This is a genomic window from Streptomyces sp. NPDC048417 (genome assembly GCF_040651615.1).
Lineage (GTDB): Bacteria > Actinomycetota > Actinomycetes > Streptomycetales > Streptomycetaceae > Streptomyces.
Map to the genome: position 1 here is coordinate 158,735 of NZ_JBEZKI010000002.1, position 23,876 is coordinate 182,610.

21 protein-coding genes are annotated in these 23,876 nt (G+C 71.9%); 8 read left to right on the top strand and 13 right to left on the bottom strand.

The features are described from left to right. The first annotated feature begins 148 nt into the window (after positions 1–148). The gene (locus AB0D59_RS03380; protein ID WP_362560168.1) at positions 149–1,522 is read left to right on the top strand and encodes an amidase family protein; all 1,374 of its coding nucleotides are present in this window, start codon (positions 149–151) and stop codon (positions 1,520–1,522) included. Between the two features lie 158 nt (positions 1,523–1,680). Here AB0D59_RS03380 and AB0D59_RS03385 read toward each other — a convergent pair whose 3' ends face one another. Further along, a complete protein-coding gene (locus AB0D59_RS03385; protein ID WP_362560171.1) occupies positions 1,681–2,271 on the bottom strand; it encodes a TetR family transcriptional regulator in 591 nt (196 codons plus the stop codon). Between the two features lie 104 nt (positions 2,272–2,375). Between AB0D59_RS03385 and AB0D59_RS03390 the strand changes: the two genes are divergently transcribed. From AB0D59_RS03390 to AB0D59_RS03400, 3 genes are all read left to right on the top strand, one after another. Continuing rightward, positions 2,376–3,359: an aldo/keto reductase gene (locus AB0D59_RS03390; RefSeq protein WP_362560174.1), complete on the top strand. Its 984-nt coding sequence runs from the start codon at positions 2,376–2,378 to the stop codon at positions 3,357–3,359. Positions 3,360–3,416: 57 nt separating this feature from the next. Then, positions 3,417–4,304, top strand: coding sequence for an MBL fold metallo-hydrolase (locus AB0D59_RS03395; protein ID WP_362560177.1), 888 nt, complete (start codon positions 3,417–3,419; stop codon positions 4,302–4,304). A 63-nt stretch (positions 4,305–4,367) separates the two neighbouring features. After that, the gene (locus tag AB0D59_RS03400) at positions 4,368–5,324 is read left to right on the top strand and encodes an SDR family NAD(P)-dependent oxidoreductase (RefSeq protein WP_362560180.1); all 957 of its coding nucleotides are present in this window, start codon (positions 4,368–4,370) and stop codon (positions 5,322–5,324) included. Positions 5,325–5,330: 6 nt separating this feature from the next. Here AB0D59_RS03400 and AB0D59_RS03405 read toward each other — a convergent pair whose 3' ends face one another. Next, a complete protein-coding gene (locus tag AB0D59_RS03405) occupies positions 5,331–5,813 on the bottom strand; it encodes a GNAT family N-acetyltransferase (protein ID WP_362560183.1) in 483 nt (160 codons plus the stop codon). Between the two features lie 54 nt (positions 5,814–5,867). Continuing rightward, a complete protein-coding gene (locus tag AB0D59_RS03410; RefSeq protein WP_351703577.1) occupies positions 5,868–6,041 on the bottom strand; it encodes a hypothetical protein in 174 nt (57 codons plus the stop codon). Positions 6,042–6,527: 486 nt separating this feature from the next. Here AB0D59_RS03410 and AB0D59_RS03415 point away from each other — a divergent pair, with 486 nt between their 5' ends. Continuing rightward, a complete protein-coding gene (locus tag AB0D59_RS03415) occupies positions 6,528–6,905 on the top strand; it encodes a hypothetical protein (protein WP_362560186.1) in 378 nt (125 codons plus the stop codon). Positions 6,906–6,930: 25 nt separating this feature from the next. Then, complete coding sequence (locus AB0D59_RS03420) at positions 6,931–7,689, top strand: SDR family oxidoreductase (protein ID WP_362560189.1); 759 nt, start codon at positions 6,931–6,933, stop codon at positions 7,687–7,689. A 257-nt stretch (positions 7,690–7,946) separates the two neighbouring features. Here AB0D59_RS03420 and AB0D59_RS03425 read toward each other — a convergent pair whose 3' ends face one another. From AB0D59_RS03425 to AB0D59_RS03450, 6 genes are all read right to left on the bottom strand, one after another. Further along, complete coding sequence (locus AB0D59_RS03425) at positions 7,947–9,440, bottom strand: SDR family NAD(P)-dependent oxidoreductase (RefSeq protein ID WP_362560192.1); 1,494 nt, start codon at positions 9,438–9,440, stop codon at positions 7,947–7,949. A 104-nt stretch (positions 9,441–9,544) separates the two neighbouring features. Next, positions 9,545–10,870 carry a wax ester/triacylglycerol synthase family O-acyltransferase gene (locus AB0D59_RS03430; protein ID WP_362560859.1) on the bottom strand — a complete coding sequence of 442 codons (1,326 nt, stop codon included), beginning with the start codon at positions 10,868–10,870 and terminating at the stop codon, positions 9,545–9,547. A gap of 164 nt (positions 10,871–11,034) precedes the next feature. Beyond that, complete coding sequence (locus AB0D59_RS03435; RefSeq protein ID WP_362560195.1) at positions 11,035–13,356, bottom strand: GH92 family glycosyl hydrolase; 2,322 nt, start codon at positions 13,354–13,356, stop codon at positions 11,035–11,037. A 182-nt stretch (positions 13,357–13,538) separates the two neighbouring features. Beyond that, positions 13,539–14,759 carry a glucose-1-phosphate adenylyltransferase gene (glgC, locus tag AB0D59_RS03440; protein ID WP_362560198.1) on the bottom strand — a complete coding sequence of 407 codons (1,221 nt, stop codon included), beginning with the start codon at positions 14,757–14,759 and terminating at the stop codon, positions 13,539–13,541. 92 nt (positions 14,760–14,851) lie between these two features. After that, on the bottom strand, positions 14,852–16,003 hold the full coding sequence (gene glgA, locus AB0D59_RS03445) for a glycogen synthase (RefSeq protein ID WP_362560861.1): 1,152 nt from the start codon (positions 16,001–16,003) through the stop codon (positions 14,852–14,854). 38 nt (positions 16,004–16,041) lie between these two features. Then, complete coding sequence (locus tag AB0D59_RS03450) at positions 16,042–16,809, bottom strand: (2Fe-2S)-binding protein (protein WP_362560201.1); 768 nt, start codon at positions 16,807–16,809, stop codon at positions 16,042–16,044. A 231-nt stretch (positions 16,810–17,040) separates the two neighbouring features. Between AB0D59_RS03450 and AB0D59_RS03455 the strand changes: the two genes are divergently transcribed. Next, the gene (locus AB0D59_RS03455) at positions 17,041–18,441 is read left to right on the top strand and encodes a DMT family transporter (protein WP_362560204.1); all 1,401 of its coding nucleotides are present in this window, start codon (positions 17,041–17,043) and stop codon (positions 18,439–18,441) included. Here the strand turns inward: AB0D59_RS03455 and AB0D59_RS03460 are convergent. Further along, complete coding sequence (locus AB0D59_RS03460; RefSeq protein ID WP_362560207.1) at positions 18,431–19,651, bottom strand: transglycosylase family protein; 1,221 nt, start codon at positions 19,649–19,651, stop codon at positions 18,431–18,433. The genes AB0D59_RS03455 and AB0D59_RS03460 overlap by 11 nt on opposite strands. Before the next feature lie 353 nt (positions 19,652–20,004). Between AB0D59_RS03460 and gndA the strand changes: the two genes are divergently transcribed. Further along, positions 20,005–21,444: an NADP-dependent phosphogluconate dehydrogenase gene (gene gndA, locus AB0D59_RS03465; RefSeq protein WP_362560210.1), complete on the top strand. Its 1,440-nt coding sequence runs from the start codon at positions 20,005–20,007 to the stop codon at positions 21,442–21,444. Between the two features lie 580 nt (positions 21,445–22,024). Here gndA and AB0D59_RS03470 read toward each other — a convergent pair. The 3 genes from AB0D59_RS03470 to panD are packed head-to-tail and all read right to left on the bottom strand — an operon-like array spanning position 22,025 to position 23,453. Next, positions 22,025–22,657 (bottom strand): aspartate/glutamate racemase family protein, encoded by a 633-nt coding sequence (locus tag AB0D59_RS03470; RefSeq protein WP_362560213.1) that lies wholly within the window; start codon positions 22,655–22,657, stop codon positions 22,025–22,027. Positions 22,658–22,667: 10 nt separating this feature from the next. Then, positions 22,668–23,012, bottom strand: coding sequence for a GNAT family N-acetyltransferase (locus AB0D59_RS03475; RefSeq protein ID WP_351744313.1), 345 nt, complete (start codon positions 23,010–23,012; stop codon positions 22,668–22,670). A gap of 21 nt (positions 23,013–23,033) precedes the next feature. Continuing rightward, the gene (gene panD, locus AB0D59_RS03480; protein ID WP_351489859.1) at positions 23,034–23,453 is read right to left on the bottom strand and encodes an aspartate 1-decarboxylase; all 420 of its coding nucleotides are present in this window, start codon (positions 23,451–23,453) and stop codon (positions 23,034–23,036) included. Positions 23,454–23,876: the final 423 nt, after the last annotated feature.

Sequence of the window (23,876 nt, forward strand, 5' to 3'; positions counted from 1 at the left end):
GTGGGGGCAGCGCAGACACCGACGGCCGGTCCTCGGCACACCCCACCCGCGTGACCGGCGGCGGATGCTCTCGACGCGAAGCCCGCGGCGAGGCAGAGTGCCCTTTCGTACCGACGAGTAAGCCTCTCTCGCACCCCCAGGAGCGCCCGTGACCAGCTGGGTCGGCCGGACCGCCGCCGAAATCGCCGCCGCCGTACGAGAGAAGCGGGTCACGCCCCGGGAGGTGGTGGCCGAGCATCTGGAGCGGATCGGGCGGCTGGACGGGCGGATCGGCGCGTTCCGGAAGGTCCGGGCCGAGGCGGCGCCGGCCGAGGCGGACGAGGTCGCGGCCCGCCCCGACCTCGCCGAACTCCCGCTGGCCGGTGTGCCGGTGGCCGTGAAGGACAACCTGGCGGTGCGCGACGAGGCGCATCTCGACGGTTCGGCCGCGACGCCGGACACGCCCGCCGACGCCGACCATGCCACCGTGGCCCGACTGCGGGCGGCGGGCGCGGTGGTCGTGGGGCTGACGAACGTGCCCGAACTGTGCGTCTTCGGCACGACCGACGGGGTCCACGGCATCACCCGCAACCCGTGGGACACGCTGCGCAGCGCGGGCGGCTCCTCTGGCGGCAGCGCGGCCGCGGTCGCCGCCGGGCTGGTGCCGATCGCCCTCGGCAACGACGGCATGGGCTCGCTGCGCATTCCGGCGGCCAACTGCGGTCTGGTCACCATCAAGCCGGGGTTCGGGGTGGTCCCGGCCGGGATCGGCAACGGCGACTGGTTCGGCATGTCGGAGAACGGGCCGCTGGCGACCAGCGTCGAGGACGCCCGGCTCATGCTCTCGGTCCTCGCGGACAAGAGGTTCGAGAACACCACGCAGGGCACTGCGCTGAAGATCGCCGTCTCGCGGCGCAGCCCGCTGATCGGGACCACCGTGAGCAGGCCGTATACGAACGCGCTGGCGCAGGCGGCCGGGCTGCTGGCGGGCGCCGGGCACCAGGTGCGGCGCGCGGAGCCGCCGTACCCGATGTCGATCGGTGTCACCGCGCTCCGGCACTGGACGGCGGGGACGGCCGTGGACGCGGCCGATCTGGACCCGGCGCTGCTGACCCGGCGGACCCGGGTGCACGCGGCGATCGGCCGCCGTTTCCTGAGCGGGGTCCGGACGAGCGACTCCCGTGAGCGGCTGCGCGCCCGGCTCACCCCGTTCTTCGCGGAGTACGACGTGCTGCTCACCCCGGCGCTGGCGCGGCGCGCCCCGGAGGCGGCCTCCTGGCACGAGCGCGGCTGGGTGCGCAACGCGCTGGCCGGCTCCCACTACTCGCCGTTGACACCGGCCTGGAATCTCACCGGCTGGCCGGCGATGTCGGTGCCGTTCGGCACACTGCCCTCGGGCGCCCCGTGCGCCGTACAGCTGGTGGGACGGCCGGGCTCGGAGGCGGTCCTGCTGGCGGTGGCCCAGACGCTGGAGACCCTGCGACCGTGGCAGCGGACGGCCCCCGTCGACCAGGGCCTGTCGTCTGGATCAGGCCGGCGGTGAGGTGCGGCGCCTTTCGACCGGCCCCGGTGGTGTCCGGGGCGTGCAGCCGCGAGGCGGAGGAGGCGTAGACGATCAGCCGCTGCCGCGGCGGGCGACGCGGCGGGGGCACATCCGGCCGAAGGCCGGGGGACGTCGGCGACCGACGACAACGCTCGCGATCAACGCGCCCAGGGCTTCTTGGGCTCGGTCATCCGGCGGGCCGCCTCGACGACCGCCTCGCGGTGCAGGGCCAGCCGCTCCTGCGGCCAGGACTCGCTGACCTCCTTGGGGTCGACGCCCTCGGCGGCCCAGAACCAGGCCTGGGCCGCCGCGAGCACCATGGTCAGAAGGTCGTCGGGCGCCATGTCCCCATCGAGGTCGCCGCGTCGCTGGGCCTCGGCCACGAGTGCCGCCTTGTCGCGGAACGCGTCCTGTTCGAGTCCGGTGGCGGAGGGGCGCTCCAGCAGCTTCCACAGCCGCAGGCGCATCAGGTCCGGCCGTGCCACCAGGTGGTCGAAGATCGCGCCCGCGTATCCGGGCAGGTCCTCGACGTCGAAGGGCACGGACTCGGCGCCCGCCGTCATCGCCCGCTGCAGCACCTCGTCGAAGAGCTGCTCCTTGTTGCCGAAGTAGACGTAGATCAACCGCTTGTTCGCCCCCGCGGTCTCGGCTATCCGGTCCACCCGGGCACCGGCGATGCCGTAGGCGGCGAATTCGCTGAAGGCCGCGTCGAGCAGCCGGGCCTTGGTGGCACTGGAATCGCGTGACATGCCCACCACCCTAGCAGTAACTATCTAGTTATTGACATAGTCGGCGGGCGGGTCTAGGGTCTTGGTATCTATCCAGTTAGTTATGGAATCGAGGGAACCTCATCATGGAACAGCGCGCACTCGGCGGCCAGGGCCTGACCGTCGGTGCCCAGGGCCTCGGCCTCATGGGCATGAGCGTCTTCTACGGCGCCATCGACGAGACCGAGTCCCTGGCCACCATCGACCGGGCGCTGGAGCTGGGCGTCACCCTGCTGGACACCGCCGAGAGCTACGGCCCCTTCGTCAACGAGCAGCTGCTCGGCAAGGCTCTGGCGGGGCGCCGCGAGGCCGCCGTGGTCGCGACCAAGACCGGCGTGGAGATCACCGACGACGGCCAGGTGGTCGGCCTCAACGGCAGGCCGGAATACGTGCGGCACGCGCTGGAGCGCTCGCTGCGGCACCTGGGCACCGATCGCGTCGACCTCTACTACCTGCACCGGATCGACCCCCAGGTGCCCATCGAGGAGACCGTCGGCGCCATGGCGGAGCTGGTGGCCGAGGGCAAGATCGGGCACATCGGCCTGTCCGAGGCCTCCGCGGGGACCATCCGGCGGGCCCACGCCGTCCACCCGGTCACCGCCCTCCAGATCGAGTACTCGCTCTTCGAGCGCGGCATCGAGCACGACGGTGTCCTGGACACCCTCAAGGAGCTGGGCATCGGCCTGGTCGCCTACTCCCCGCTCGGCCGCGGCTTCCTGTCCGGCGCGATCACCAGCCCGGACGACTTCACCGAGGACGACTGGCGCCGTACCGACCCGCGCTTCCAGGGCGAGAACTTCGACCGCAACCTCGACGTCGTCCGCGAGGTCCGCCGGATCGCGGCCGAGAAGAACATCACTCCCGGTCAGCTCGCCCTCGCCTGGGTCCAGCACCAGGGCGCGGTCGCCATCCCCGGCACCAAGCGCCGCCGCTACCTGGAGGAGAACGTCGCCGCGACCGAGGTGACGCTCACCGACGCCGACCTCGCCGCCATCGAGGCGGTCGCCCCGCACGGCGCGGTCACCGGCGACCGCTACGCGCCCGAGCACATGGGCACCCTCAACGGCTGAGCGCCCTCCGTCCCAGACCCGCAGCGATCCAGAGCTTCCAGAAGGAACTTCACCACCATGCCCCAACCCGCCAAGCGGTCCCGGATCTCCGTCGGCGACACGACGATCACCTATCTTCCCGACGGTTTCGGCGCCCACAACCCCGACACCCTCTTCCCCGGCGTGGACTGGACGACGCGCCCCGGCGACCTCACCGACGGGCAGTTCGTCCTCACCTTCGGGTCGTTCCTCGTCCAGGCCGGGGGCCAGCGCATCCTCGTGGATCTGGCCGCCGGGAAGATCGATGTGGACGTACCCGGTGTCGCCCACCTCAAGGGAGGGGCGCTGCTGCGGAACCTCGCCGCCGAGGGACTGTCCGCCGCCGACATCGACACGGTCGTCTACACGCATCTGCACCTCGACCACGTCGGCTGGACCAGCGATGTCGCCCCGCTTCCCGGCACACCGGCCGCGCACGCGCCCAGCGGTCTCACCTTCGCCCGGGCCCGCCACCTCATGTCGCAGGCCGAGTGGCAGTACTGGACGACGCGCGACGCCGACCTGGGCGGACCGGACGCCGAGGCGGTGCTCAAGCCGCTCACCGGTGTCGTCGAGTTCGTCGCAAGCGGCGACACGATCGCGCCCGGAGTGACCGTCGAGGCCACGCCGGGTCACACCCCCGGCCATCTGGCGGTCGTCGTGCGGGACCCGGCGGGCGCCGGTACCGAGGAGGTGTGGATCGTCGGGGACATCGTGCACTCCACCGCCCAGATAGCAGACCCCGCCCTGACCTTCGCCTCCGACGTCGCTCCCGACCAGGCCCGGCAGGTGCGCGACCGGGTGCTCGGGCGGCCGGACACGGTGATCGCCGCCGGGCACTTCACGGACCAGGTGTTCGGCCGTGTCACCCAGGCGGGCGACGCGCGCACCTGGACTCCCGCCGGCGCCCCGTCCACTTCCCGGTGAACCGGCCGGGCGCGACCCGGTCACACCCCCCCACACCCCTCACACTTACAGGAGACACACCTCATGTCCGTACCGCAGACCCCCAGCACCTTCGGGGCCACCACCATCGCCGCCGAGATCGTCGACGGCGTCGACCTGCACGGCCGCAGGGCCGTGGTGACCGGAGCCAGTTCCGGGATCGGGGTGGAGACGGCCCGCGCCCTCGCCTCGGCCGGCGCCGACGTCACCCTGGCCGTGCGCAACATCGAGGCGGGCGACCGCGTGGCGACCCGCCTGACGGCGGATCTGCCGCCGGAGTCGGGCAAGCTGACCGTGGCCCGGCTCGACCTGGCCGACCGGTCGACGGTCGCCGCCTTCGTGGCCGACTGGCAGGGCCCGCTGCACATCCTGGTCAACAACGCCGGAGTGATGGCGCCGTCGGAGGTCACCCGCACACCGGACGGCCGGGAGCAGCAGTTCGGCGTCAACCACCTCGGTCACTTCGCCCTCACCACCGGCCTGCACCCGGCGCTCGCGGCGGCGAACGGCGCACGGATCGTCTCGGTCAGCTCCACCGGTCACCTCTTCTCCCCCGTCGTCTTCGACGACCTGGACTACCGGTTCCGCCCCTACGACCCGTGGACCTCCTACGGGCAGTCGAAGACCGCCAACATCCTGTTCGCCGTGGCCGCCGCCGAGCGCTGGGCCGACGACGGGATCACGGCGAACGCCCTGATGCCGGGCAACATCGCCGACACCAACCTGGCCCGGCACATGGACATGCAGCAGGTCGCCGCGTTCATCGCCTCGGGCGAACTCACCCTGCCGCCGCAGAAGACGGTGGAGCAGGGCGCGGCGACCTCGGTGCTGCTGGCCGCCTCGCCGACCGTGGCGGGTGTCACCGGCCGCTACTTCGAGGACTGCGCGGAGGCCGAGCCGGTCACCGAGCGAGCCGGTTCGGTCGGCGGTGTCGCGCCGTACGCCCTGGACCGGGACAACGCGGCCCGGCTGTGGGCCGTGTCCGAGGCGCTCGTCGGGTAACCGTGCTCAGAGGGCGCGGTACATGACGTGCAGGCCGACCAGCCCGTGCTTCGGATGGTCGAAGGCGGACGGGATCGTGCCGACGATCGTGAAACCGAGGGAGGCCCACAGGGCCACGGCGGGATTGGTCTCGACGACCGCGTTGAAGACCATCGCCCGGTAGCCGTGGCTCCTGGCCTCCGCCAGGATGTGCTCGGCGAGCGCCCGCCCGATGCCCCGGCCGCCCCGGTCGGGGTCGACCATGAAGCCGGCATTGGCGACGCCCGCGGCGGGGCCCCCGTAGTTGGGGGTGAGATAGGCGGAGCCCACGACGGCTCCGGTGGGGTCCTCGGCGACGTAGACACGTTTCGCCGGGCTCATCCACAGGGCGCGGGCCGTCTCCTGCGAGGTGTCGGGGTCCCATCCGTACGTCTCGGCGGCGGCGACGATCCGGTGCCAGAAGGGCCAGATCTGCGGCCAGTCGGCCGCGGTGGCTTCTCTGATCAGCATGGGCGTGAGTCTCGCACGCCCATGCGTCGGCGATCGCGGATGATCGACCGGCGGTCAGTCCACGCTCGGCAGGATGTGGGGCTCGGCGAGATCCTCCTCGTAACCCGCGAGGCGGATCGGGGCGGACCGGGCCCACACGTCGAGGCTGCCGAGCTGTCCGGGCCGGCTGCCCGAGCGCTCCGTGCGTTCCTTGGGGCGCTGCTCGCGATTCGTCTTCTCCGGTGTCACCGCGCACTCCTTATGTGTCGGTCACCCTCGGGGCGTACCGGACAGTCTGCGTTCCGGTGCCTGAGCGCCCGGTCGGGTCTGGATGGAAGGCCGGTTCGGACGCGGTGGCGCCGGAAACTCACAAGAGAGCAGGCCGTTGTCGACCGGCTTGTCCCGGGACGGACCGTGGGTGTGGGTGGGACCCCTTACTGCTGTCCGTCCCCTACAGATTAACCAAATGAGCGCGGGTCCGCTCGATAGGGAGTGCAAACAAGGTGTAACTATCGCGAGTCGTTACGCAGTTTCGACGCCCGCAAATGCACCCGTTCGTAACATGATGCCCCGTTTACGCTGCACCCGCCCGGCCTAAGCAAGCGAACACATTTTCGAAAGGACGGGTCTCCGCTCCCTTCACAGGCTGTGCAGTTCAGGTTGCGTTGGCCGGGTCGAAAACTCGACATGATCCGATGGCACAGGACAACGGCTGTCTCGCGGAAGGACTGACGCATGGAGTTGCGCAGCGTCGAGGAGCTGATGGATCTGCTGTACGCCTGCCGGCACCAGCGCGCCCTGCGCACCGCGGCTCTGCTGCGCCGCAGCCGCCCCGCCGACAAGGAGCTCCAGGTCGCGGGCCTGGTGCACGGCATCGAGGAACTGCTGGGCCCGGCCGACGGCCCCGCGCACGCGGTACGGTATCTGCTCGGGGAGCGGGTCTACCACCTGGTACGGGGAGACGGCGCCCCCGCCGACGAGGACGTGCTGCGGCTGCGGCAGGCCGCCGAGGAGAGCCGCACCGCGGGGCTCGACGCGGGCGTCCTGGAGGACTGGCGGACCGTCCTGGAACTGGTCGCGTCCCGCAACTCCCGCCTCGGGGCTGTCGACTGACGGACCGCCATGAGACGGTACGGCGATGACGTCGTCGTACGGGCTCAGGGGCAGGGCGGCCGTCGTCACCGGCGGCACGCGCGGGATCGGGCGCGCGGTGGCCGGGGCGCTCGCGGCGGCCGGGGCGCTGGTGTGCGTGAGCGCGCGGGACGCGGACGAGGTCCGGCACACCGCCGCGGAGCTGGGCGGGACCGGCCTGGCCGGCAGCGTCGCCGAGCCGGAGCACGCCCGGGAGCTGACCCGGCTGGCGCTCGGCGCGTTCGGGCGGCTCGACATCCTCGTCAACAACGCGGCCACCAACCGCCCGTACGGGCCCCTCATGGATGCCGATCCCAGGGCGTGGCGGGACGCGTTCACGGTGAACGTCGAGGCACCGCTGCGGCTGACGCAGTGCGCGTGGCGGGGCTGGATGCGGGAGCACGGCGGCTCGGTGGTCAACATCTGCACGGAGGGCGCGACGCATGTCGGCCCCGACGTGGGCGCCTACGGCACCAGCAAGGCGGCACTGCTGCACCTGACCCAGCAGCTGGCGGGGGAACTGGCACCCCGGGTGCGGGTCAATTCGGTGTCCCCGGGGCTGGTGCGCACGGAGATGGCCCGCTTCATGTGGGAGCCGCGGGAGGAGGAGATCGCCGCCGGGCTGCCGCTGGGGAGGATCGGGGAGCCGGAGGACGTGGCGGGGGCGGTGCTGTGGCTGTGCTCGGATGCCGCGGCGTGGGTGACCGGGGCAGACCTGGTGGTCGACGGCGGCACCAGGGTACGAGCGGCACGCACCCCCACCTGAAGGGGCGCGGAACGGTCCCGACGTGCGACTGCCGCCGCGCGGGCGCGATCAGCCCCACGACCCGCGGCCTGCCACCGGCCGGGCGTGCCCGAGATCAGTTCGGCGACGCGGCTGCTGCCCCCACTGGGCGACGGGCCCCTGGGTGGACCCGTATGGAATCGAACCACGAAGAACGCGTGACCTGCGCACCGGGCACACCGGCGCCTTCCCGAACAGTAGGGCGCCGGTGCCGGTGACCGCCAACGATTAAGCGGGGCCTACCACTTGCCCGGCTCGTAGTCCTTCAGGAAGACCCCGTACACGTCCTCCCCCTGCTCACCGCGGACGACCGGGTCGTAGACGCGGGCCGCGCCGTCGATCAGGTCGAGCGGGGCGTGGAAGCCGGCCTCGGCGAGGCGCAGCTTGTCGTAGTGCGGGCGCTCGTCGGTGATCCAGCCGGTGTCCACGGAGGTCATGAGGATGCCGTCGGTCTCGAACATCTCCACCGCGCTGGTCCGCGTGACCATGTTCATGGCCGCCTTCGCCGCGTTGGTGTTCGGGTGCCCGGCGCCCTTGTAGCCGCGGCCGAAGACGCCCTCCATCGCGGAGACGTTGACCACGTACGACCGTCCGCGCGCCGCCTGCTTCGCGGCCGCGGCCATGGCCGGCCGGAGCGCGCTGATCAGGATGAACGGCGAGGTGTAGTTGCAGAGTTGGGTCTCCAGGAGCTCGACCGGGGAGATCTGGTCGATGGTCTGCACCCAGGTGTTGCTGTCGACGACGTCGGGGACGAGGCCGCCCGCGTCGATGGCGGTGCCGTCGAGGTGCCGGGCGACGCTGGCGTTGCCCGCGACCAGTGCCAGGTCGGCGACCTGCTGGGCGTCGAGGCCGCTGCTGCCGAGGGGCAGCGCGGCGAGACCGTCCACGGCACCCGAGTTGAAGGCGCCGATGACCTGGTGGGCGGGGAGTTCACCGGCGGGCAGCGGGGCGCTCTCGCCCTCGACCAGGGCCGCGTAGGCCGAGGGCAGCCGGCGTACGGTCTGGGTCGCGTTGTTGATCAGGATGTCGAGCGGGCCCGCCGCGGCGACCTGCTCCGCCAGGGCGACGGCCTGGGCCGGGTCGCGCAGGTCGATGCCGACGACCTCCAGGCGGTGCAGCCAGTCCGCGGAGTCCTCCATCGCCTTGAAGCGCCGGATGGCGTCCTTCGGGAAGCGCGTGGTGATCGTGGTGTGCGCGCCGTCCCGCAGCAGCCGCAGCGCGATGTACATGCCGATCTTGGCCCGGCCGCCGGTGAGCAGGGCGCGCTTGCCGGTGAGGTCGGCGCGGGCGTCCCGCTTGGCGCGGTTCAGGTGCGCGCAGTCCGGACAGAGCTGGTGGTAGAAGTAGTCGACCTCGACGAAGCGGGTCTTGCAGGTGTAGCAGGAGCGCGGGCGCTGGAGTATCCCGGCGATCCTGCCCTCCTCGGTCCGCGAGGACGGCAGCAGGCCCTCGGTCTCGTCGTCGATGCGTTCGGCGGAGCCGGTCGCGGTGGCCTCGGTGACCGCCTTGTCGTGCGCGGTCTTGGCGGCCCGGCGCTCCTGGCGGCGGCGCTGCTTGACCGTCCGGTAGACGCCGGCCGTGGCCCGGCGCACCGCGATGGCGTCCGGGTGGTCGACCTCCAGCTTGTCCAGCTCGCCGAGCACGCTGAGGCAGACGGCGAGCCGCTCCGGGTCGATGCCCTGGCCGTAGACCACCTGGTCCTCGGCCGTCGGGCCGTCCTGTGTCACCGTCATCGTGCCGCCGCTTCCCTGATCTCACCAGCGGCGCTCCGACTCGCGCCCGCTTTCGAACAGGGAATTTTACGGAGCGCCGGGCAATACCTCCAAACCCGACCGGATCATGGCTCGCAGACCGAGATCAGCGAGTCCACCTCGTCGGTCACCGCGCGGGCCAGCACATCGAGGTCCGGGACCGCGGCCGCGTCGGCGACGAGGCCGTAGTGGACCTGGTTGCGGTAGGTGGAGATGGCGACGGCGAGGGACTGGCCGGGCGCCAGCGGGGCCAGCGGGTAGACGGCCGTGAGCGGCTGACCGCCCAGGCGCAGGCCGAGGCCGGGCAGCGGGACGCTGGTGACCAGGATGTCGAACCAGAGCCGGGCGGCCTGGCCGACGAGCGGTCCGCCGAGCCGGTGCCCGAGGGCGGGCACATGGTCGGCGAGCAGCGCGACGGCACCGGCGCCCCGGTTGGGGCCGGCGTCCTTGTTGCGGACCATCGCCGTGCGGACGCGGTCGAGACGGGCGAGCGGGTCGGGGTTGTCGACCGGAAGCCGTATCAGATAGCCGGAGAGCCGGTTGCCCTGTGGGGTGGCGGTGCGCGGGCGGCGCTTGGAGACGGGGATCAGGGCGCGCGGGGCGACACCCTCGGTACCGTCGCCGCGCTCCTCCAGCCAGCGGCGCAGCGCGCCGGCGACGACGGCGATGAGGACGTCGTTGACGGTGCCGCCGACGGCCTTGCGGACCCGGTGCACATCGTCGATGTCAAGGTCGACGCCGGCGATGCTGCGGGTGCCGGTGGGCTCTGATTTCAGCGCGGCGGAGGAGCTCACCCCGAGGGCGGACAGGGCGACGGAGGCGCCGATGTCCAGGGCCCGGCCCACGTCCGAGAGTGCGCCGCGCACCAGCTCGGGCATCCTGCGCACGTCCGGCAGCGCCGGGAGCCGGCGCGCCGCCTCGATCGGGCGGGGGGTGCGCTCGGGCAGGTCGAGCGGGTCCATGACCCCGGCGGCCAGCTTGAGGGCGCGCAGCCCGTCGGCGAGGGCGTGGTGGAACTTGAACAGCACCGCGAAGGACACCCCGTCCTCGCCGGGCAGCACATGCGCCTCCCAAGGCGGCCGGCCGCGCTCCAGCGGGCGTTGCATCAACCGGCCGGCGGCGGCCTGGAAGTCGGCGGTCGGGGCGTGCAGCCGGACGTGGTCGAGGGGATCGAAGTCCGGGTCGGCCTCGCGGGCGGCACCGCCGAACCCGAGCGGCTGCCAGACGTCGCGGATCCGCATGCGCAGTCCGGGCACGGCGGCGGCGCGGGCCGCGAGCAGGTCCGCCGCGTGGGCGCCGGCGGTCGGCGAGTGCGCCGAGAAGACGCCCAGCGCGCCCAGGTGCATCGGGTGCCGGTCGGACTCGATGTTCCAGAACGCCAGATCGAGAGGGGCGAGCAGATCAGCAGTCACAGTCATGAAAGAGGGTGCCTCGCGTCGACGGAGGGGGATCAGCAGTCAACCGCAGTCAAACGCCGACACCCGATTACGGTCAAGTACGATCACGCTACGCTCAGTTAACAGCAGATTAAGCCCCGCCCCCTCCGAAAGAGGCGGGACTCAAGGGACACCTGAGGTCACCTCAGCGCCGGTGGCGCCGCCTCGGGTGACGTACCCCACTCTGACGGGCGCGGGCCGACCGTGAACGCCAGCGAGCGCAGGGTGCGCAGCGAACCGTTCGTCAGATAGGTCCGGCCGTAGTCCGATCCGTCGACCCGTGCCGTCTGGACGTACCGGTCGGCGGCCGAGGTGCCGGGCGCGGTCACCGTGAAGCCGCCGCTCGGCCAGTAGCGGCGGTCGAGGCGGACGTCGACCCGGTCGAAGGCGGGCGTGGACAGGCCCCATGTGCTGTAGCCCGGCTGGACGGGGAAGAGGCCGATGGACGACAGCACGTTCCAGGCGGACATGGTGCCGAGGTCGTCGTTGCCGGTCATCCCGGACGGGCCGTCCGTGAAGAGGGTGAGCGCCGCGTGCACCACGTCGGTGGTCTTCCAGGGCTGGCCGGTGGAGAGGTAGGTGTACGGGGCGATGAGATCGGGCTCGTTCATCGGGTTGTAGACGGCCGCGTTGTAGTAGGCGTAGGCGTTGCCGTGCACCCACACCTCGCGCGCGGTCCTCTCGGGGTCGGCGAGCAGCCTGTCGTAGGCGAAGAAGGAGTCGAGCCGCCGGTTGGTGGCGTGCTCGCCACCGATCAGGGAGATCACGCCGGGCAGGTCCTGCGGGACCAGCCACTGGTACTGCCAGGCGGTGCCCTCGTGGAAGCCGATGCCCCGGGCCGGGTCGGGGTCGCCGGTGAAGGCACCGGAGGCGTCCCGGGCGCGGAAGAAGCCGGTGGAGGGGTCGAACACGTTGCGGTAGTTCTGGGCCCGGGTGGCATAGCGGGCCGCGTCCGCACCATGTCCGAGGTCCCGGGCCATCTGGGCGAGCATCGCGTCGGACAGCGCGTACTCCAGGGTGACGGAGGCGCCGTGGTCGTAGTCGGAGTCGCCGACCTTGGTGTGCGGGCGGCCCTTGGCGTAGGGCGCGAAGCCGTCGGCGAGGTACTCGGCGTTGGCCTCGCGGCCGACGCCCTGGTTGGCGGCCGGCGGCACGCCGTCGGCGTTCTTCCGCAGCACCCGGTACGCCCGCTCCTCGTGCCCCTTGAGCAGGCCCATCTGGTAGGCGGTGGTCAGGAACGGGGTGACCGGGTCGCCGGTCATGATGTTCGTCTCGACCGTGCCGTAGCCCCACTTGGGCAGCCAGCCGCCGTCCTCGTCGACCTTCAGCACCGACAGCGCCATGTCCCTGGCCTCGCGCGGGGCGAGCAGGGCGAGCAGCTGGGCCTGGGTGCGGTAGGTGTCCCAGAGCGACCAGTTCTGGTAGTAGGTGAACCCGGCGGAGCGGTGGATCCGCCGGTCCCAGCCGGTGTAGCGGCCGTCCGCGTCGTCGCCGACGTTGGGTGCCAGGAAGGCGCGGTACAGGGACGAATAGAAGGTACGGCGGAGGGTCGCGCCGCCGCCCTGGACGCGCACCCCGCCGAGCCGCCGCTCCCAGGCGTCCCGGGCCTGCCCTCGTACCGCGTCGAACGAACGGCCGCCCTCGGCACGCAGGTTGACCTCGGCGCCGCGCGCGTCGACGTACGACAGGGCGGTGGTCGCCTCGACGGTACGGTCCCGGGTGGTGTCGAAGCGGACATAGGCGCCGTCGGCTCCGGTACGGGCGCCAGGGGTGATCGCGGCGCCGTTCCAGGTGCCGTAGGCGGTGAAGGGACGGCTGAAACGGGTCACCGTGTACACGGTGTAGGGGGCGGTCTCCCGGCAGAAGCCATGGCCGGTGATCTTCGTACGGACGGTGTGGTCGTCGAGGATCTCGACCTCGCTGCTCACCGGTTTGTGCAGCGCCTGGGCCGCGTTGAGCAGGACGTTGGCCTTGTCGGTGGCCGGGAAGGTGTAGCGCTGGACGCCGGTGCGGGCGGTCGCGGTCAGCTCGGCGCGGACGCCGGAGTCGAGGCCGACGCGGTAGTAGCCGGGGCTCGCCTCCTCGTCGGCGTGGTCGAACCCGGCCGCGTACCGGGCGTAGTCCGTCTGCGTGACGTCCCCGGTGGTGGGCAGGACGGGCAGGTCGCCGCCGATGCGGCAGCCGACGCCCGAGAGATGGACCAGGGAGAAGCCGCGGATCCGGTGCTGGGCGTAGTCGTAGCCGGTGCTGTGCCCGGTGTCCGGGGAGAGTTGCACCATGCCGAAGGGCACGGCCGCGCCGGGGAAGGTGTTGCCCTCGTCCTGGGTCCCGATGAAGGGGTTCACCAGGTCGGTGAGGTGGCCGTCGGTCGGTTCGGCGGCCCCTGCGGCGGGGGCGGTGAGCAGCGCGGACGCTGTCAGCACGCCGGCCAGGCACAGCCGTGTGCGCCGGGTCCCTCTCATGTCGGATGACCTCCGAAGGTTCGACATCGTTGTCTGCATCGTGAGGGGGAAAGACCGCAAAGCCCGGCACCTGGGTGGTTTCGTGTGCAGCGCGTCGCACGACGGGCGCACCACGGCATGGGACGCGCAACGGGTCGGGCCCGGCGCGGAAACGGCGCCGGGCCCGGGGTACGCGGAGGGAGCTACGAGACCAGCCGGCCCTTTCCGAGGGCGATGACCCCGCCCTTGGAGACGGTGTACAGCTCCGCGTCCCGGTCCGGGTTGACGCCGATGGTGGCGCCGGGCGGCACCTCGACGTTCTTGTCCAGGACCGCGCCGCGCACCACCGCGCCGCGGCCCACGACCACGTTGTCGTGCAGGATCGACCCCTGGACCACCGCCCCCGGGTCGACGCGCACGCCCGGTGACAGCACGGACCGGGTGACCTGGCCCCGGATCAGGCAGCCGGCGCTGATGATGGACTCGCTCGCCATACCGCCGGCGTTGAAGCGGGCCGGGGAGAGCTGGTAGGAGTGCGTGTAGATGGGCCAGCTGCGGTTGAAGAGGTTGAAGGCGGGCCGTTCGGCGATCAGGTCCATATGGGCGTCGTAGTAGGCGTCGAGGGTGCCGACGTCCCGCCAGTAGCCGCGGTCGCGGCTGGTCTCGCCGGGGATGTGGTTGGTGCCGAAGTCGTAGAGCTGAGCCTCGCCGCGGCCGGTGAGCTGGGGCAGTATCGAGCCGCCCATGTCGTGCACGGAGTCGTCGTCCTCGGCGTCCCGGTGCAGGGACTCTACGAGGGCCTTGGTGGTGAAGATGTAGTTGCCCATGGAGGCGAAGACGGTGTCGGGGGCGTCCGGCAGCCCCGGCGGGTCGGCGGGCTTCTCCAGGAAGGTCTCTATCGTCTGCCCGTCCGAGCCCGGGGTGATCACACCGAACGCCGAGGAGTCAACGCGCGGGACGCGGATGCCCGCGACCGTGACCCCGGCGCCGCCCTCGATGTGCTGCTGGAGCATCTGCCGGGGGTCCATACGGTAGACGTGGTCGGCGCCGAACACCGCGACGTAGTCGGGCTGTTCGTCATGGACGAGGTTGAGCGACTGCAGGATGGCGTCGGCGCTGCCCAGGTACCAGCGCGGGCCGAGCCGCTGCTGGGCCGGGACCGGGGTGACGTAGTTGCCGAGCAGGCTGGACATCCGCCAGGTGGTGGTGATGTGCCGGTCCAGCGAGTGCGACTTGTACTGGGTCAGCACGCAGATGCGCAGCACGTCCGCGTTGACGAGGTTGGACAGGACGAAGTCGACCAGACGGTACGTCCCGCCGAACGTGACAGCTGGTTTGGCTCGGTCGGCGGTCAGGGGCATCAGGCGCTTGCCTTCCCCGCCCGCGAGCACGATCCCGAGTACCGAAGGCCCACCACGACGCATGGCCGCTCCCCTCACCCTGGTGCTCCATGCCTGCCCTCGAAGCACTCCCGCTAAGCCTGTACCCGGATCGCGTCGAACAGGCGGCCTGCCAGTTACGACTGCTTGAGGATCTCCTCATAGAGCCGGACCGTGCGCCGGGCCACCGCGTCCCAGCCGAACTCGCCCACGGCACGCACCCGTCCGGCCTCGCCCATCCGCCGGGCCGTCTCCCGGTCGCCGACGACCGCGTCCAGCGCCCGGGCCAGGCCCGCCTCGAAGTCGTCGTCGAGGTCGACCAGCAGCCCCGTCTTGCCGTCCTCGACGACCTCCGGGATGCCGCCGACCCGGGACGCCACCACGGGCGTGCCGCAGGCCATCGCCTCCAGGTTGACGATGCCGAGCGGTTCGTACACCGAGGGGCAGGCGAACACGGCCGCGTGGGTGAGGAGTTGGATGACGTCCGCGCGCGGCAGCATCTGCGGGATCCAGTGCACGCCCTCGCGGACCCGGCGCAGTTCCTCGAAGAGCTCACGGAACTCCCGGTCGATCTCGGGGGTGTCGGGCGCCCCGGCACACAGCACTACCTGCGCCCCCGGGTCGATGTCCCGTACGGCGCGCAGCAGATGCGGCACGCCCTTCTGGCGGGTGATGCGGCCGACGAACAGCACATAGGGGCGGCCCGGGTCGACGCCGATCCGGGCGAGGACGTCGGTGGAGCGGTCCGGCCGGTAGAGGGCGGTGTCGATGCCGTTGTGCACGACGTGGACCTTCGCCGGGTCCAGTGCGGGGTAGCAGCCGAGGATGTCCGCGCGCATGGCTCCGGAGACCGCGATCACCGCGTCGGCGGCCTCGATCGCGCTGCGCTCGGCCCAGCTCGACAGGGCGTATCCGCCGCCGAGTTGCTCGGCCTTCCAGGGGCGCAGCGGCTCCAGCGAGTGCGCGGTCACCACGTGCGGGACGCCGTAGAGCAGCTTGGCCACATGGCCGGCGAGATTGGCGTACCAGGTGTGGGAGTGCACGAGTTCGCGGCCTTCGAGGCCGGCGGCCATGGCGAGGTCCACGGAGAAGGTGCGCAGCGCGTCGTTGGCGGTGTCCAGCGCGGACCAGGGGCGGTGCCGGACGACGCCGACCCCACGGCCCTCGCCCCAGCAGTGCACCTCCAGGTCGACCAGGGGCCGCAACTCCTTGGCGAGGAACTCCACATGAACACCCGCACCGCCGTAGACGTCCGGAGGGTACTCCCGGGTCAGCAGTCCCACTCGCACCCGCAACCCCCTGATCTCCACGGCCGGTTGTTCCATGGTCACCCAGATGCGGCGCGCGGGGAAGAGCGCGGTGGTTGTGTGAAACAACAGTCACCGCAGACCCCGCCACCCGGTACCCGGTAGTAGAGACAGCAGCTGCGCCGCCGGAAGCCCGGGCCGGTGCGGATGCCGGTGGCGCTCAGCAGGGGGTGCGCGAAGAGCGCGTCGACGAGGGTGCGGGTCCGGTCCGCGACCTCGGTACGGCCGTCGGCACGGGCCCACCGTTCCAGCTCGCGGGCGGCAGCGGCCAGCGCGGAGCCCGCGTTGCCCCACAGCAGGCCGGCGGCGACGCCGTAGCGGGCCCGCAGGGCCTCCGCGAGGGGTTCGAGATGGCCGTGTACGACGGCGTCCGCGAGCATGGCCGGTCCGGCGCCCCCAGGCAGCGGGCGGACCTCGGTGAGCCAGAGGTCGTCGGGGGCGGTGGCGCCGGCGTCCCAGCGAAGCAGACGGGGGTCCAGGTCCGGGAGGCGGCCGTAGCGGGCGGCGCAGCCGAGGGCGACGGACCAGAGCCGGGCGGCGAGCCCCTGGTGGGCGATGGAGGCGGCGACCCGGAGCTCGGGGGTGCGGAGACGGGCCGCCACCACCCCAACACGGAAAGTTAGGATATTTTCGTAAACATCCGATGTGCCTTTTTTATAAGCTTTTGCAAGGCTTGGTAGTTTGGTGATCCGCACCGCCTCCGGGTCTCCGGCCGCCGATCGGAGCGTCCGCAGCACGAAGAAGCCGCCGAGCGGCCGGAGCGCGGCGAGATCGGGGTCCTGGTCCACGAACAGCAGTAGTACCAGGCTTCTTAGGATCCCGGGGCCCCGGCTCTCCACCCGCCGTCCCCCACCCTGGGGATGATCAGAGACCTCCCCTACTCCATCGGTAGTACGAGGCATTGGGTGCTCAGGTACGACGACGGGAAGCGATCGGGCGGGCACAGTGTTGCTCATGGAAGCCGACCGTTCACCGTGCGGGACCGCCCTGCGGAGCCGCCTGACGCTGAGGAGCCCTGCATGAGTTCCCTCGCGTTGTCCGTGTTGCTCTCCTTCGTGTCCGCCGTCGCCTACGCCGGCGGAGCGATCGTGCAGGAGCAGGTCGCGGTCACCTCCCCCGACGAGCAGTACGCGCCGCTGCGCCGCCCGAGCTGGTGGGGGGCGATGGCGCTGAACGGCCTTGGTGGCCTGCTGCACGTCGTGGCGCTGGCCTACGGCCCGCTCAGCCTGGTCCAGCCGCTGGGCGCGCTCACCATCGTGTTCGCGCTGCCCATGGCGGCCCTGTTCGTCGGCCGCAAGGCCGGCTCCACCGCCTGGCGGGGGGCGATCATGGCCACCGTGGGTCTGGCCGGCCTGCTCTCCCTGGTGGGCTCCTCCGACTCCCGCACCCTGGACTCCGCCGGGCGGACCGGGGTCGCGCTGGTCACCGGCGCAGCGATCGTCACGCTGATGGTCGCGGGCCGGGCCGCGCACCGGCACCCGGCGGTGCGCAGCGTGCTGCTCGCCGTCGCGTCCGGCATAGCCTTCGGCATGTCCTCGGTGTTCACCAAGGTCGTGGCGATCGACTGGGACGGCGGGATCGCCGTGTCCGACGCGCTCTGGCTGGCCGTGATCGGCGTCTACGCCGTCGCCGGCGTCATGATCTCGCAGGCCGCGTACCGCGGCGGCGGCCTCGCCGCGCCGCTGGCCACGCTGACGGTGGTCAACCCGGTGCTGGCCGCCGCGGTCGGCATCACGATGTTCGACGAGACGTTCCGCTACGGCACGACGGGCACGGTGCTGGCGCTGGCCTGCGGTGTGGTGGCGACGGGCGGCCTGATCCTGCTGACGACCGAGCGCATCGAGCACACACCGCACCCCGTGGACACCGCACCGGAGCCCGGGACATCACCCGAGCCGCTGGTCGAGGCCCTCGTGGAACTGGCAGAGACAGGCCTGACGAAGACCGGCCAGCCGGAGACGGACCTGACGACGACGGCCGACCTGGCCGAGGCGGGCCTGGCGGAGGCCGGTATGGCGGACGCGGGCCTCGCGAAGACCGGCATGGCAGAGGCGGCGAGCCTGGCGACGGACGGCATGGCGGAGGCGGGCCTGACGGTTGCCGGTCTGGCGCAAACGGGCCTCCCGACAGCCGGTCTCGCGGAGGCGGACCTGACGGTTGCCGGTCCGGCGGAGGCCGACCTGGCCGAGGCGGGCCTGGCGGAGGCCGGTATGGCGGACGCGGGTCTGGTGCGAGGGCGGTCGGCGGGGAGCGGAGTTTTTGCCGGGTCGTTGGCGGACGGCGAGGACCGACCTGCGCGGGTCGAAATGCCCCAGCAGCGCACCGCGTCCGTGACAGACGTGGCTGACGTCCTGCTCCCCGCCGCCGCCTATGTGCCGGCCCCGGTACTCGACCGCCCCCGGACGCGGGTCAAATCCTGACGCCGCCGGCCCGGAGATAGGCGACCGGGTCGATGTCCGTGCCGAAACCGGGCCCCGTCCGCACCTCGAAGTGCAGATGCGGGCCCGTGGCGTTTCCGGTGGCACCCGAGCGGCCGATCCGCTGCCCCGTGGACACGCTCTGCCCGGCCCGCACGGAGATGGCCGAGAGATGGGCGTACTGGGAGTAGCGGCCGTCGGCGTGCCGGATCACCACCTGGTAGCCGTACGAACCGCCCCAGCCGGCCGTGACGACCTGCCCGGCCTCGACCGCCTTGACGGAGGTGCCGGTGGGCGCGAGGAAGTCGACACCGGTGTGGTAGCCCTTCGACCAGTGCGAGCCGGACGCGTGGTACGCCGTGCCGATCGGGGCGTCGACGGGGGCGACGAGGGAGTGGTCGCTGTGGGAGGAGGCCTTCTTGGTCCCGGCCTCCGGCTTGGCCTTGGTCTTCGTGCTGGCCGGCTTGGACGTCTTGGTCGGCTTGGACGTTTTGGTCGGCTTGGACGTTTTGGTCGGCTTGGACGCCGTCTTCTTCGCCGACGATTCGGTCTTGACGGCCTCGGCCGCGTGGCCCGTCAGGCTCAGCCGCTGGCCGGGCAGGATCAGGTCCGGATCTAAGCCGACCGTCGCGCGGTTGTCCGAGTACAACCGGTGCCAGCCGCCGGCGACGTCGTGTTCCTCGGCGATCCCGGAGAGCGTGTCGCCGTGCACCACGGTGTACATCTCGGCCTTGCCGGCCCGGGACTGCGGTGTGGTCTGCGGCTGTACGTCCCGTACCGAACTCCTGGCGGGGCGGGTGGTGGCGCTCTCGGTGTGCACCTCGGGCGTGCCCCCGCCGCGGGTGAGCCCGGCCTGGGCCGAGCAGACGGGCCAGGCGCCCGGCCCCTGTCCGCCCAGGACCTTCTCGGCCACGGCTATCTGCTGGTCCTTGGTGGCGAGGTCGGCACGCGGCGCGTACCGGGTGCCGCCGTAGGCCTCCCAGGTGGACTGGGTGAACTGGAGCCCGCCGTAGTAGCCGTTGCCGGTGTTGATGCCCCAGTCGCCGCTGGACTCACAGGCGGCGACCTTGTCCCAGGTGGACACGGAGGCCGCGTCGGCGCTCCCGGCGGCGGCCAGCGGCAGCGCCAGCCCGGCGCCGCCCGCCGTGACGGTGAGCGAGGCACGGTTGATCCTGTTCGGCTGGTACCGGCGGTGCCGGCCGCGTTCGGCCATGTCTGAGAGCCCCCTCGCCACGCGCGTCAGGAAGGCCAAAAGTAAGTGCCCCGAACAGGCCATGACAAGACAGCAATCAGCCGCCTCTGGCACCTGGGGGCACGGCCGTCACGCCGTGAAGCGGCGCGGGGCGAAGCCGAGTTGATCCGCCGTCAGCCCGGCGGAGCGCACGGCACCCCTGCGAAGTGTCTCCCGAGGCTGCTGAGGCGTCGGCGCCTGCGGTCCGTATCTGCAAGTGCGGCCGGTCGAACGGCGAGTCAGGATGGCCTTTGGGCAATACTGGCGGGCATGAGGGGCGGCAGCATCCCTTGCACGTTCTACGGGATCGACTTGATCTTTGAGGAGCAGGCGGTATGAGCACTTCGGCGCAGATCGGCGTCACGGGTCTCGCGGTCATGGGCCGCAACCTCGCCCGGAACTTCGCACGCAACGGCTACACGGTGGCGTTGCACAACCGCACGGTGTCGAAGACACACGAGCTGGTGGAGAACTTCGGGGACGAGGGCGACTTCATCGCGGCCGAGACCGCCAAGGAGTTCGTGGCGGCGCTGGAACGGCCCCGCCGGCTGGTCATCATGGTCAAGGCCGGTGACCCGACGGACGCGGTGATCGAGGAGTTCGCACCGCTCCTGGAGCCTGGCGACATGATCATCGACGGCGGTAACGCGCACTTCGCGGACACCCGGCGCCGCGAGAAGGCGCTGCGCGAGCAGGGCATCCACTTCGTCGGCATGGGCGTCTCCGGCGGCGAGGAGGGCGCGCTGCACGGGCCGAGCATCATGCCGGGCGGGCCGAAGGAGTCGTACGACTCGCTCGGCCCCATGCTGGAGAAGATCTCGGCGAAGGCGGCAGACGGCGCGCCGTGTGTGACGCACATCGGACCCGACGGCGCCGGGCACTTCGTGAAGATGGTGCACAACGGCATCGAGTACGCCGACATGCAGCTGATCGGTGAGGCGTACCAGCTGCTGCGCGATGTAGCCGGGTACTCCCCCGCGCAGATCGCGGACGTCTTCCGCACCTGGAACACGGGCCGGCTCGACTCGTACCTCATCGAGATCACGGCGGAAGTGCTGGCGCACGTGGACGCGGCGACCGGCAAGCCGTTCGTGGACGTGGTGGTGGACCAGGCGGAGCAGAAGGGCACCGGCCGCTGGACCGTCCAGATCGCGCTCGACCTGGGCGTGCCGGTGTCCGGGATCGCCGAGGCCGTCTTCGCCCGGTCGCTGTCGGGCCACGCGGATCTGCGGGCGGCCTCGCGCGGGCTGGCGGGGCCGAAGCCGACGGCGCTGTCCGAGGCGGAGGCGGGGGCCTTCGCGGACCGGGTGGAGCAGGCGCTGTACGCCTCGAAGATCGTGTCGTACACGCAGGGCTTCCACGAGATCCAGGCGGGCAGCGACGAGTACGACTGGGACATCGACCTCGGTGCGGTGTCCTCGATCTGGCGAGGCGGGTGCATCATCCGGGCGGCGTTCCTGGACCGGATCCGGGCTGCGTACGACGCGCGGGCGGATCTGCCGAGCCTGCTGTCCGACGAGACGTTCGCCCGGGAGATCGCCGGCGCGCAGGACGACTGGCGTGAGGTGATCATCGCGGCGACCCGGGAGGGGGTCGCGGTGCCCGGGTTCTCGGCGGCGCTGGCGTACTACGACGCACTGCGGGCGGAGCGGTTGCCTGCGGCGCTCACGCAGGGGCAGCGGGACTTCTTCGGGGCGCACACCTACCGGAGGGTGGACCGGGAGGGGGCGTTCCACACGCTGTGGGGCGGGGACCGTAGCGAGGTCACCGCGTAGCCGGGCCTGGTCGCCGGAGACGGGTGCGGGTGAGCTGCGGGTTCGCGCAGTTCCCCGCGCCCCCCGGGGGGTGAGGGCCGAGCCTGTCGGGCGAGTGCGGGTCCGCCGTGTGCGCAGTTCCCCGCGCCCCCGGGGGGTGAGGGCCGAGCCCGTCGGGCGAGTGCGGGTCCGCCGTGGGTTGTGCGCAGTTCCCCGCGACCCCGGGGGGGTGAGGGCCGAGCCCGTCGGGCGGGTGCGGGTCCGCCGTGGGTTGTGCGGTTCCCCGCGCCCCCTTGGGGTGCCTTCGGTGGGGCGCGTCAGGGGGTGTTCGGGTTCTCAGGTGAGGGGTGGGCCCGGCTCCGGGGTGGGGTCCGGGTTCGGGGGGATGGGAGGCGGGGTGGGGGTCGGCGAGGGTGGTGTGGGGACGGGGCCCGGGGCCGGGGGTGGTTCGGGGGTGGGGACCGGGCTCGGGTAGGGGTCCGGAGGCTGGGGGTCAGGGGGTACCGGGGTGGGGTGCGGGTTCGTCATGGTGTCCTCCGGCCAGTGGCTCGACTTCACCTCTGGGGTCTACTCCCCGCGTACCCGAAACGGGTTCGTACACTCACCCTGCCGCGTGTGCTGCCGCGGCGAGCCCAGGGCGTGGGCTGGAGAGGATCGGCACGGTCGTGGTCGTCAGGCGCTGGGCCGGGGCCATCGAGGCCTGGGCAAGGACGATCACGTCGGCGTCGGTCACTGTGTCCGCGGCGGCTGCCACCAGGCGCGCGCATTCCTCGAGGTCGCCGGCCTCGAAGCGGGTCCAGGCGTCCGCCACGACCTGAACGCGGGCACGGATCGGGCGGTCCGCGCGACGGGCCTCGTCCTCGAGCAGGGCCAGAGTCGGGGCCAGGGTGCTCTCGACCGTCGCCAGGACGGCGATGCGGGGGCCCGCTGTCACCGCCGCCGTGGCCATCGGACGGTCGCCTCGGACGATCGGGACCCCGACACTGTCGGCGGCCCGCTCCGCCACCTCGCCGATGGTCGAGCAGGTGCAGAGCAGGGCCCGTACGCCGTCCGCTGCCGCCCGCTCCAGCGCCGCCGTGACCTCCGGCGCGACCGCCTCGGGGCCCTCCCGGCGGGCCCGGGCCAGGAGTTCCGGTGCCACGACGTGCCGTAGCTCCAGGCCCGGGTGGTCCTCGTCGCGCAGGGCGTCGAAGACGGGGATGTGGAGGGGGGACGTGTGGAGCAGGGCGAGCATGTGCGGCTCCTCAGAAGCGGCCGGGGTGGGCGACCAGCCATTCCTTCGCCGCGCGCAGCAGCTCGGGGTCCGCTGCCGGCGCCACGTCGGGGTGCCGTTCGGCCCACCTGACGACGTACGGGCAGAGCGGGGCAACCGGGGTGGCCTCGCGCTCGGCGATCGCGTACAGCTCGCGGGCGAGGGAGCCCGCGATGCCCTTCCCCTCGTGCTCCGGCTCCACGATGGTGTGGACCGGCACCAGGGCCCGGGAGGGCGACTCCAGCACGAAGTACTCGACATGGCCGACGACTTCGTCGCCGGCGACCGCCTCCAGACGGCCCGCCGCCCGGTCGTCGCGGATCTCGATGTCGCTCATGTCGCCCTCCTGGTCCGCCGGTCAGGCCGATACGGCCTGCGGGCTGCGCTCCTGGTCCGAGCCCGGTACCGGCTCGGACGGGTCGGCGCCGAGCGCCACGACGCGGTTGTCGTGGTCGACGTGCACGACCCGCGGCCGAAGCGTACGCGCCTCGGCGTCGGTGACCTGAGCGTAGCTGATGATGATCACCAGGTCGCCGGGGTGGACGAGATGGGCGGCCGCCCCGTTGATCCCGACGACCCCGGAGCCCCGCTCGCCCTCGATGACGTACGTCTCCAGCCGGGCGCCGTTGGTGATGTCGACGATGTGGACCAGCTCGCCGGGGAGCAGGTCGGCGGCGTCGAGGAGGTCCGCGTCGATGGTCACCGATCCCACGTAGTGCAGGTCGGCCTGGGTGACGGTGGCTCGGTGGATCTTGGACTTGAACAGAGTACGCAGCACTTTGGACTCCCGGAATTCGCTCCCTGCCTGCTTTGTGCAGGTCAAGGGCTGTTCACTCAGCTTATAACGGGCCATTCTCCACCCGACGGCCGCCGCCAAGGGTGGACTTGCGCTGACCGCTTGCCGAGTTTTCTGACAGGTCGCCAGTCAGGATTTCGCAGACTTTTGGCAGTCAGGGTATGGACCGGAGCCGAGAATCCGCATCGAGACCCTGGTCACGTCGCGATGGGACAGAACTCACGACTCCTCGGCCCACTGCCACCTGGCCAGCGTCTTCGCCCTCAGCTTCCCATTGAGTCGAGCGTGGACGCCGCGCCTTGTCCGTATCGTCCGGGACGACACCGTGCCTCCCGGCCGCGAAGCCGACAACGGGCGTACGGCCGGTGCGTCGACCTTGACCAGGCCCCCCGGAGCCGGGCCGGC

Coding starts and splice junctions, on each gene's coding strand:
- AB0D59_RS03475 (WP_351744313.1), bottom strand. CDS start 23,012: ATGAGCGACATCGAGATCCGCGACGACCGGGCGGCGGGCCGTCTGGAG.
- AB0D59_RS03460 (WP_362560207.1), bottom strand. CDS start 19,651: ATGGCCGAACGCGGCCGGCACCGCCGGTACCAGCCGAACAGGATCAAC.
- AB0D59_RS03400 (WP_362560180.1), top strand. CDS start 4,368: ATGTCCGTACCGCAGACCCCCAGCACCTTCGGGGCCACCACCATCGCC.
- AB0D59_RS03390 (WP_362560174.1), top strand. CDS start 2,376: ATGGAACAGCGCGCACTCGGCGGCCAGGGCCTGACCGTCGGTGCCCAG.
- gndA (WP_362560210.1), top strand. CDS start 20,005: ATGAGCACTTCGGCGCAGATCGGCGTCACGGGTCTCGCGGTCATGGGC.
- AB0D59_RS03415 (WP_362560186.1), top strand. CDS start 6,528: ATGGAGTTGCGCAGCGTCGAGGAGCTGATGGATCTGCTGTACGCCTGC.
- glgC (WP_362560198.1), bottom strand. CDS start 14,759: ATGCGTCGTGGTGGGCCTTCGGTACTCGGGATCGTGCTCGCGGGCGGG.
- AB0D59_RS03455 (WP_362560204.1), top strand. CDS start 17,041: ATGAGTTCCCTCGCGTTGTCCGTGTTGCTCTCCTTCGTGTCCGCCGTC.
- AB0D59_RS03435 (WP_362560195.1), bottom strand. CDS start 13,356: ATGAGAGGGACCCGGCGCACACGGCTGTGCCTGGCCGGCGTGCTGACA.
- AB0D59_RS03385 (WP_362560171.1), bottom strand. CDS start 2,271: ATGTCACGCGATTCCAGTGCCACCAAGGCCCGGCTGCTCGACGCGGCC.
- AB0D59_RS03425 (WP_362560192.1), bottom strand. CDS start 9,440: ATGACGGTGACACAGGACGGCCCGACGGCCGAGGACCAGGTGGTCTAC.
- AB0D59_RS03420 (WP_362560189.1), top strand. CDS start 6,931: ATGACGTCGTCGTACGGGCTCAGGGGCAGGGCGGCCGTCGTCACCGGC.
- AB0D59_RS03395 (WP_362560177.1), top strand. CDS start 3,417: ATGCCCCAACCCGCCAAGCGGTCCCGGATCTCCGTCGGCGACACGACG.
- AB0D59_RS03405 (WP_362560183.1), bottom strand. CDS start 5,813: ATGCTGATCAGAGAAGCCACCGCGGCCGACTGGCCGCAGATCTGGCCC.
- AB0D59_RS03470 (WP_362560213.1), bottom strand. CDS start 22,657: ATGCTCGCCCTGCTCCACACGTCCCCCCTCCACATCCCCGTCTTCGAC.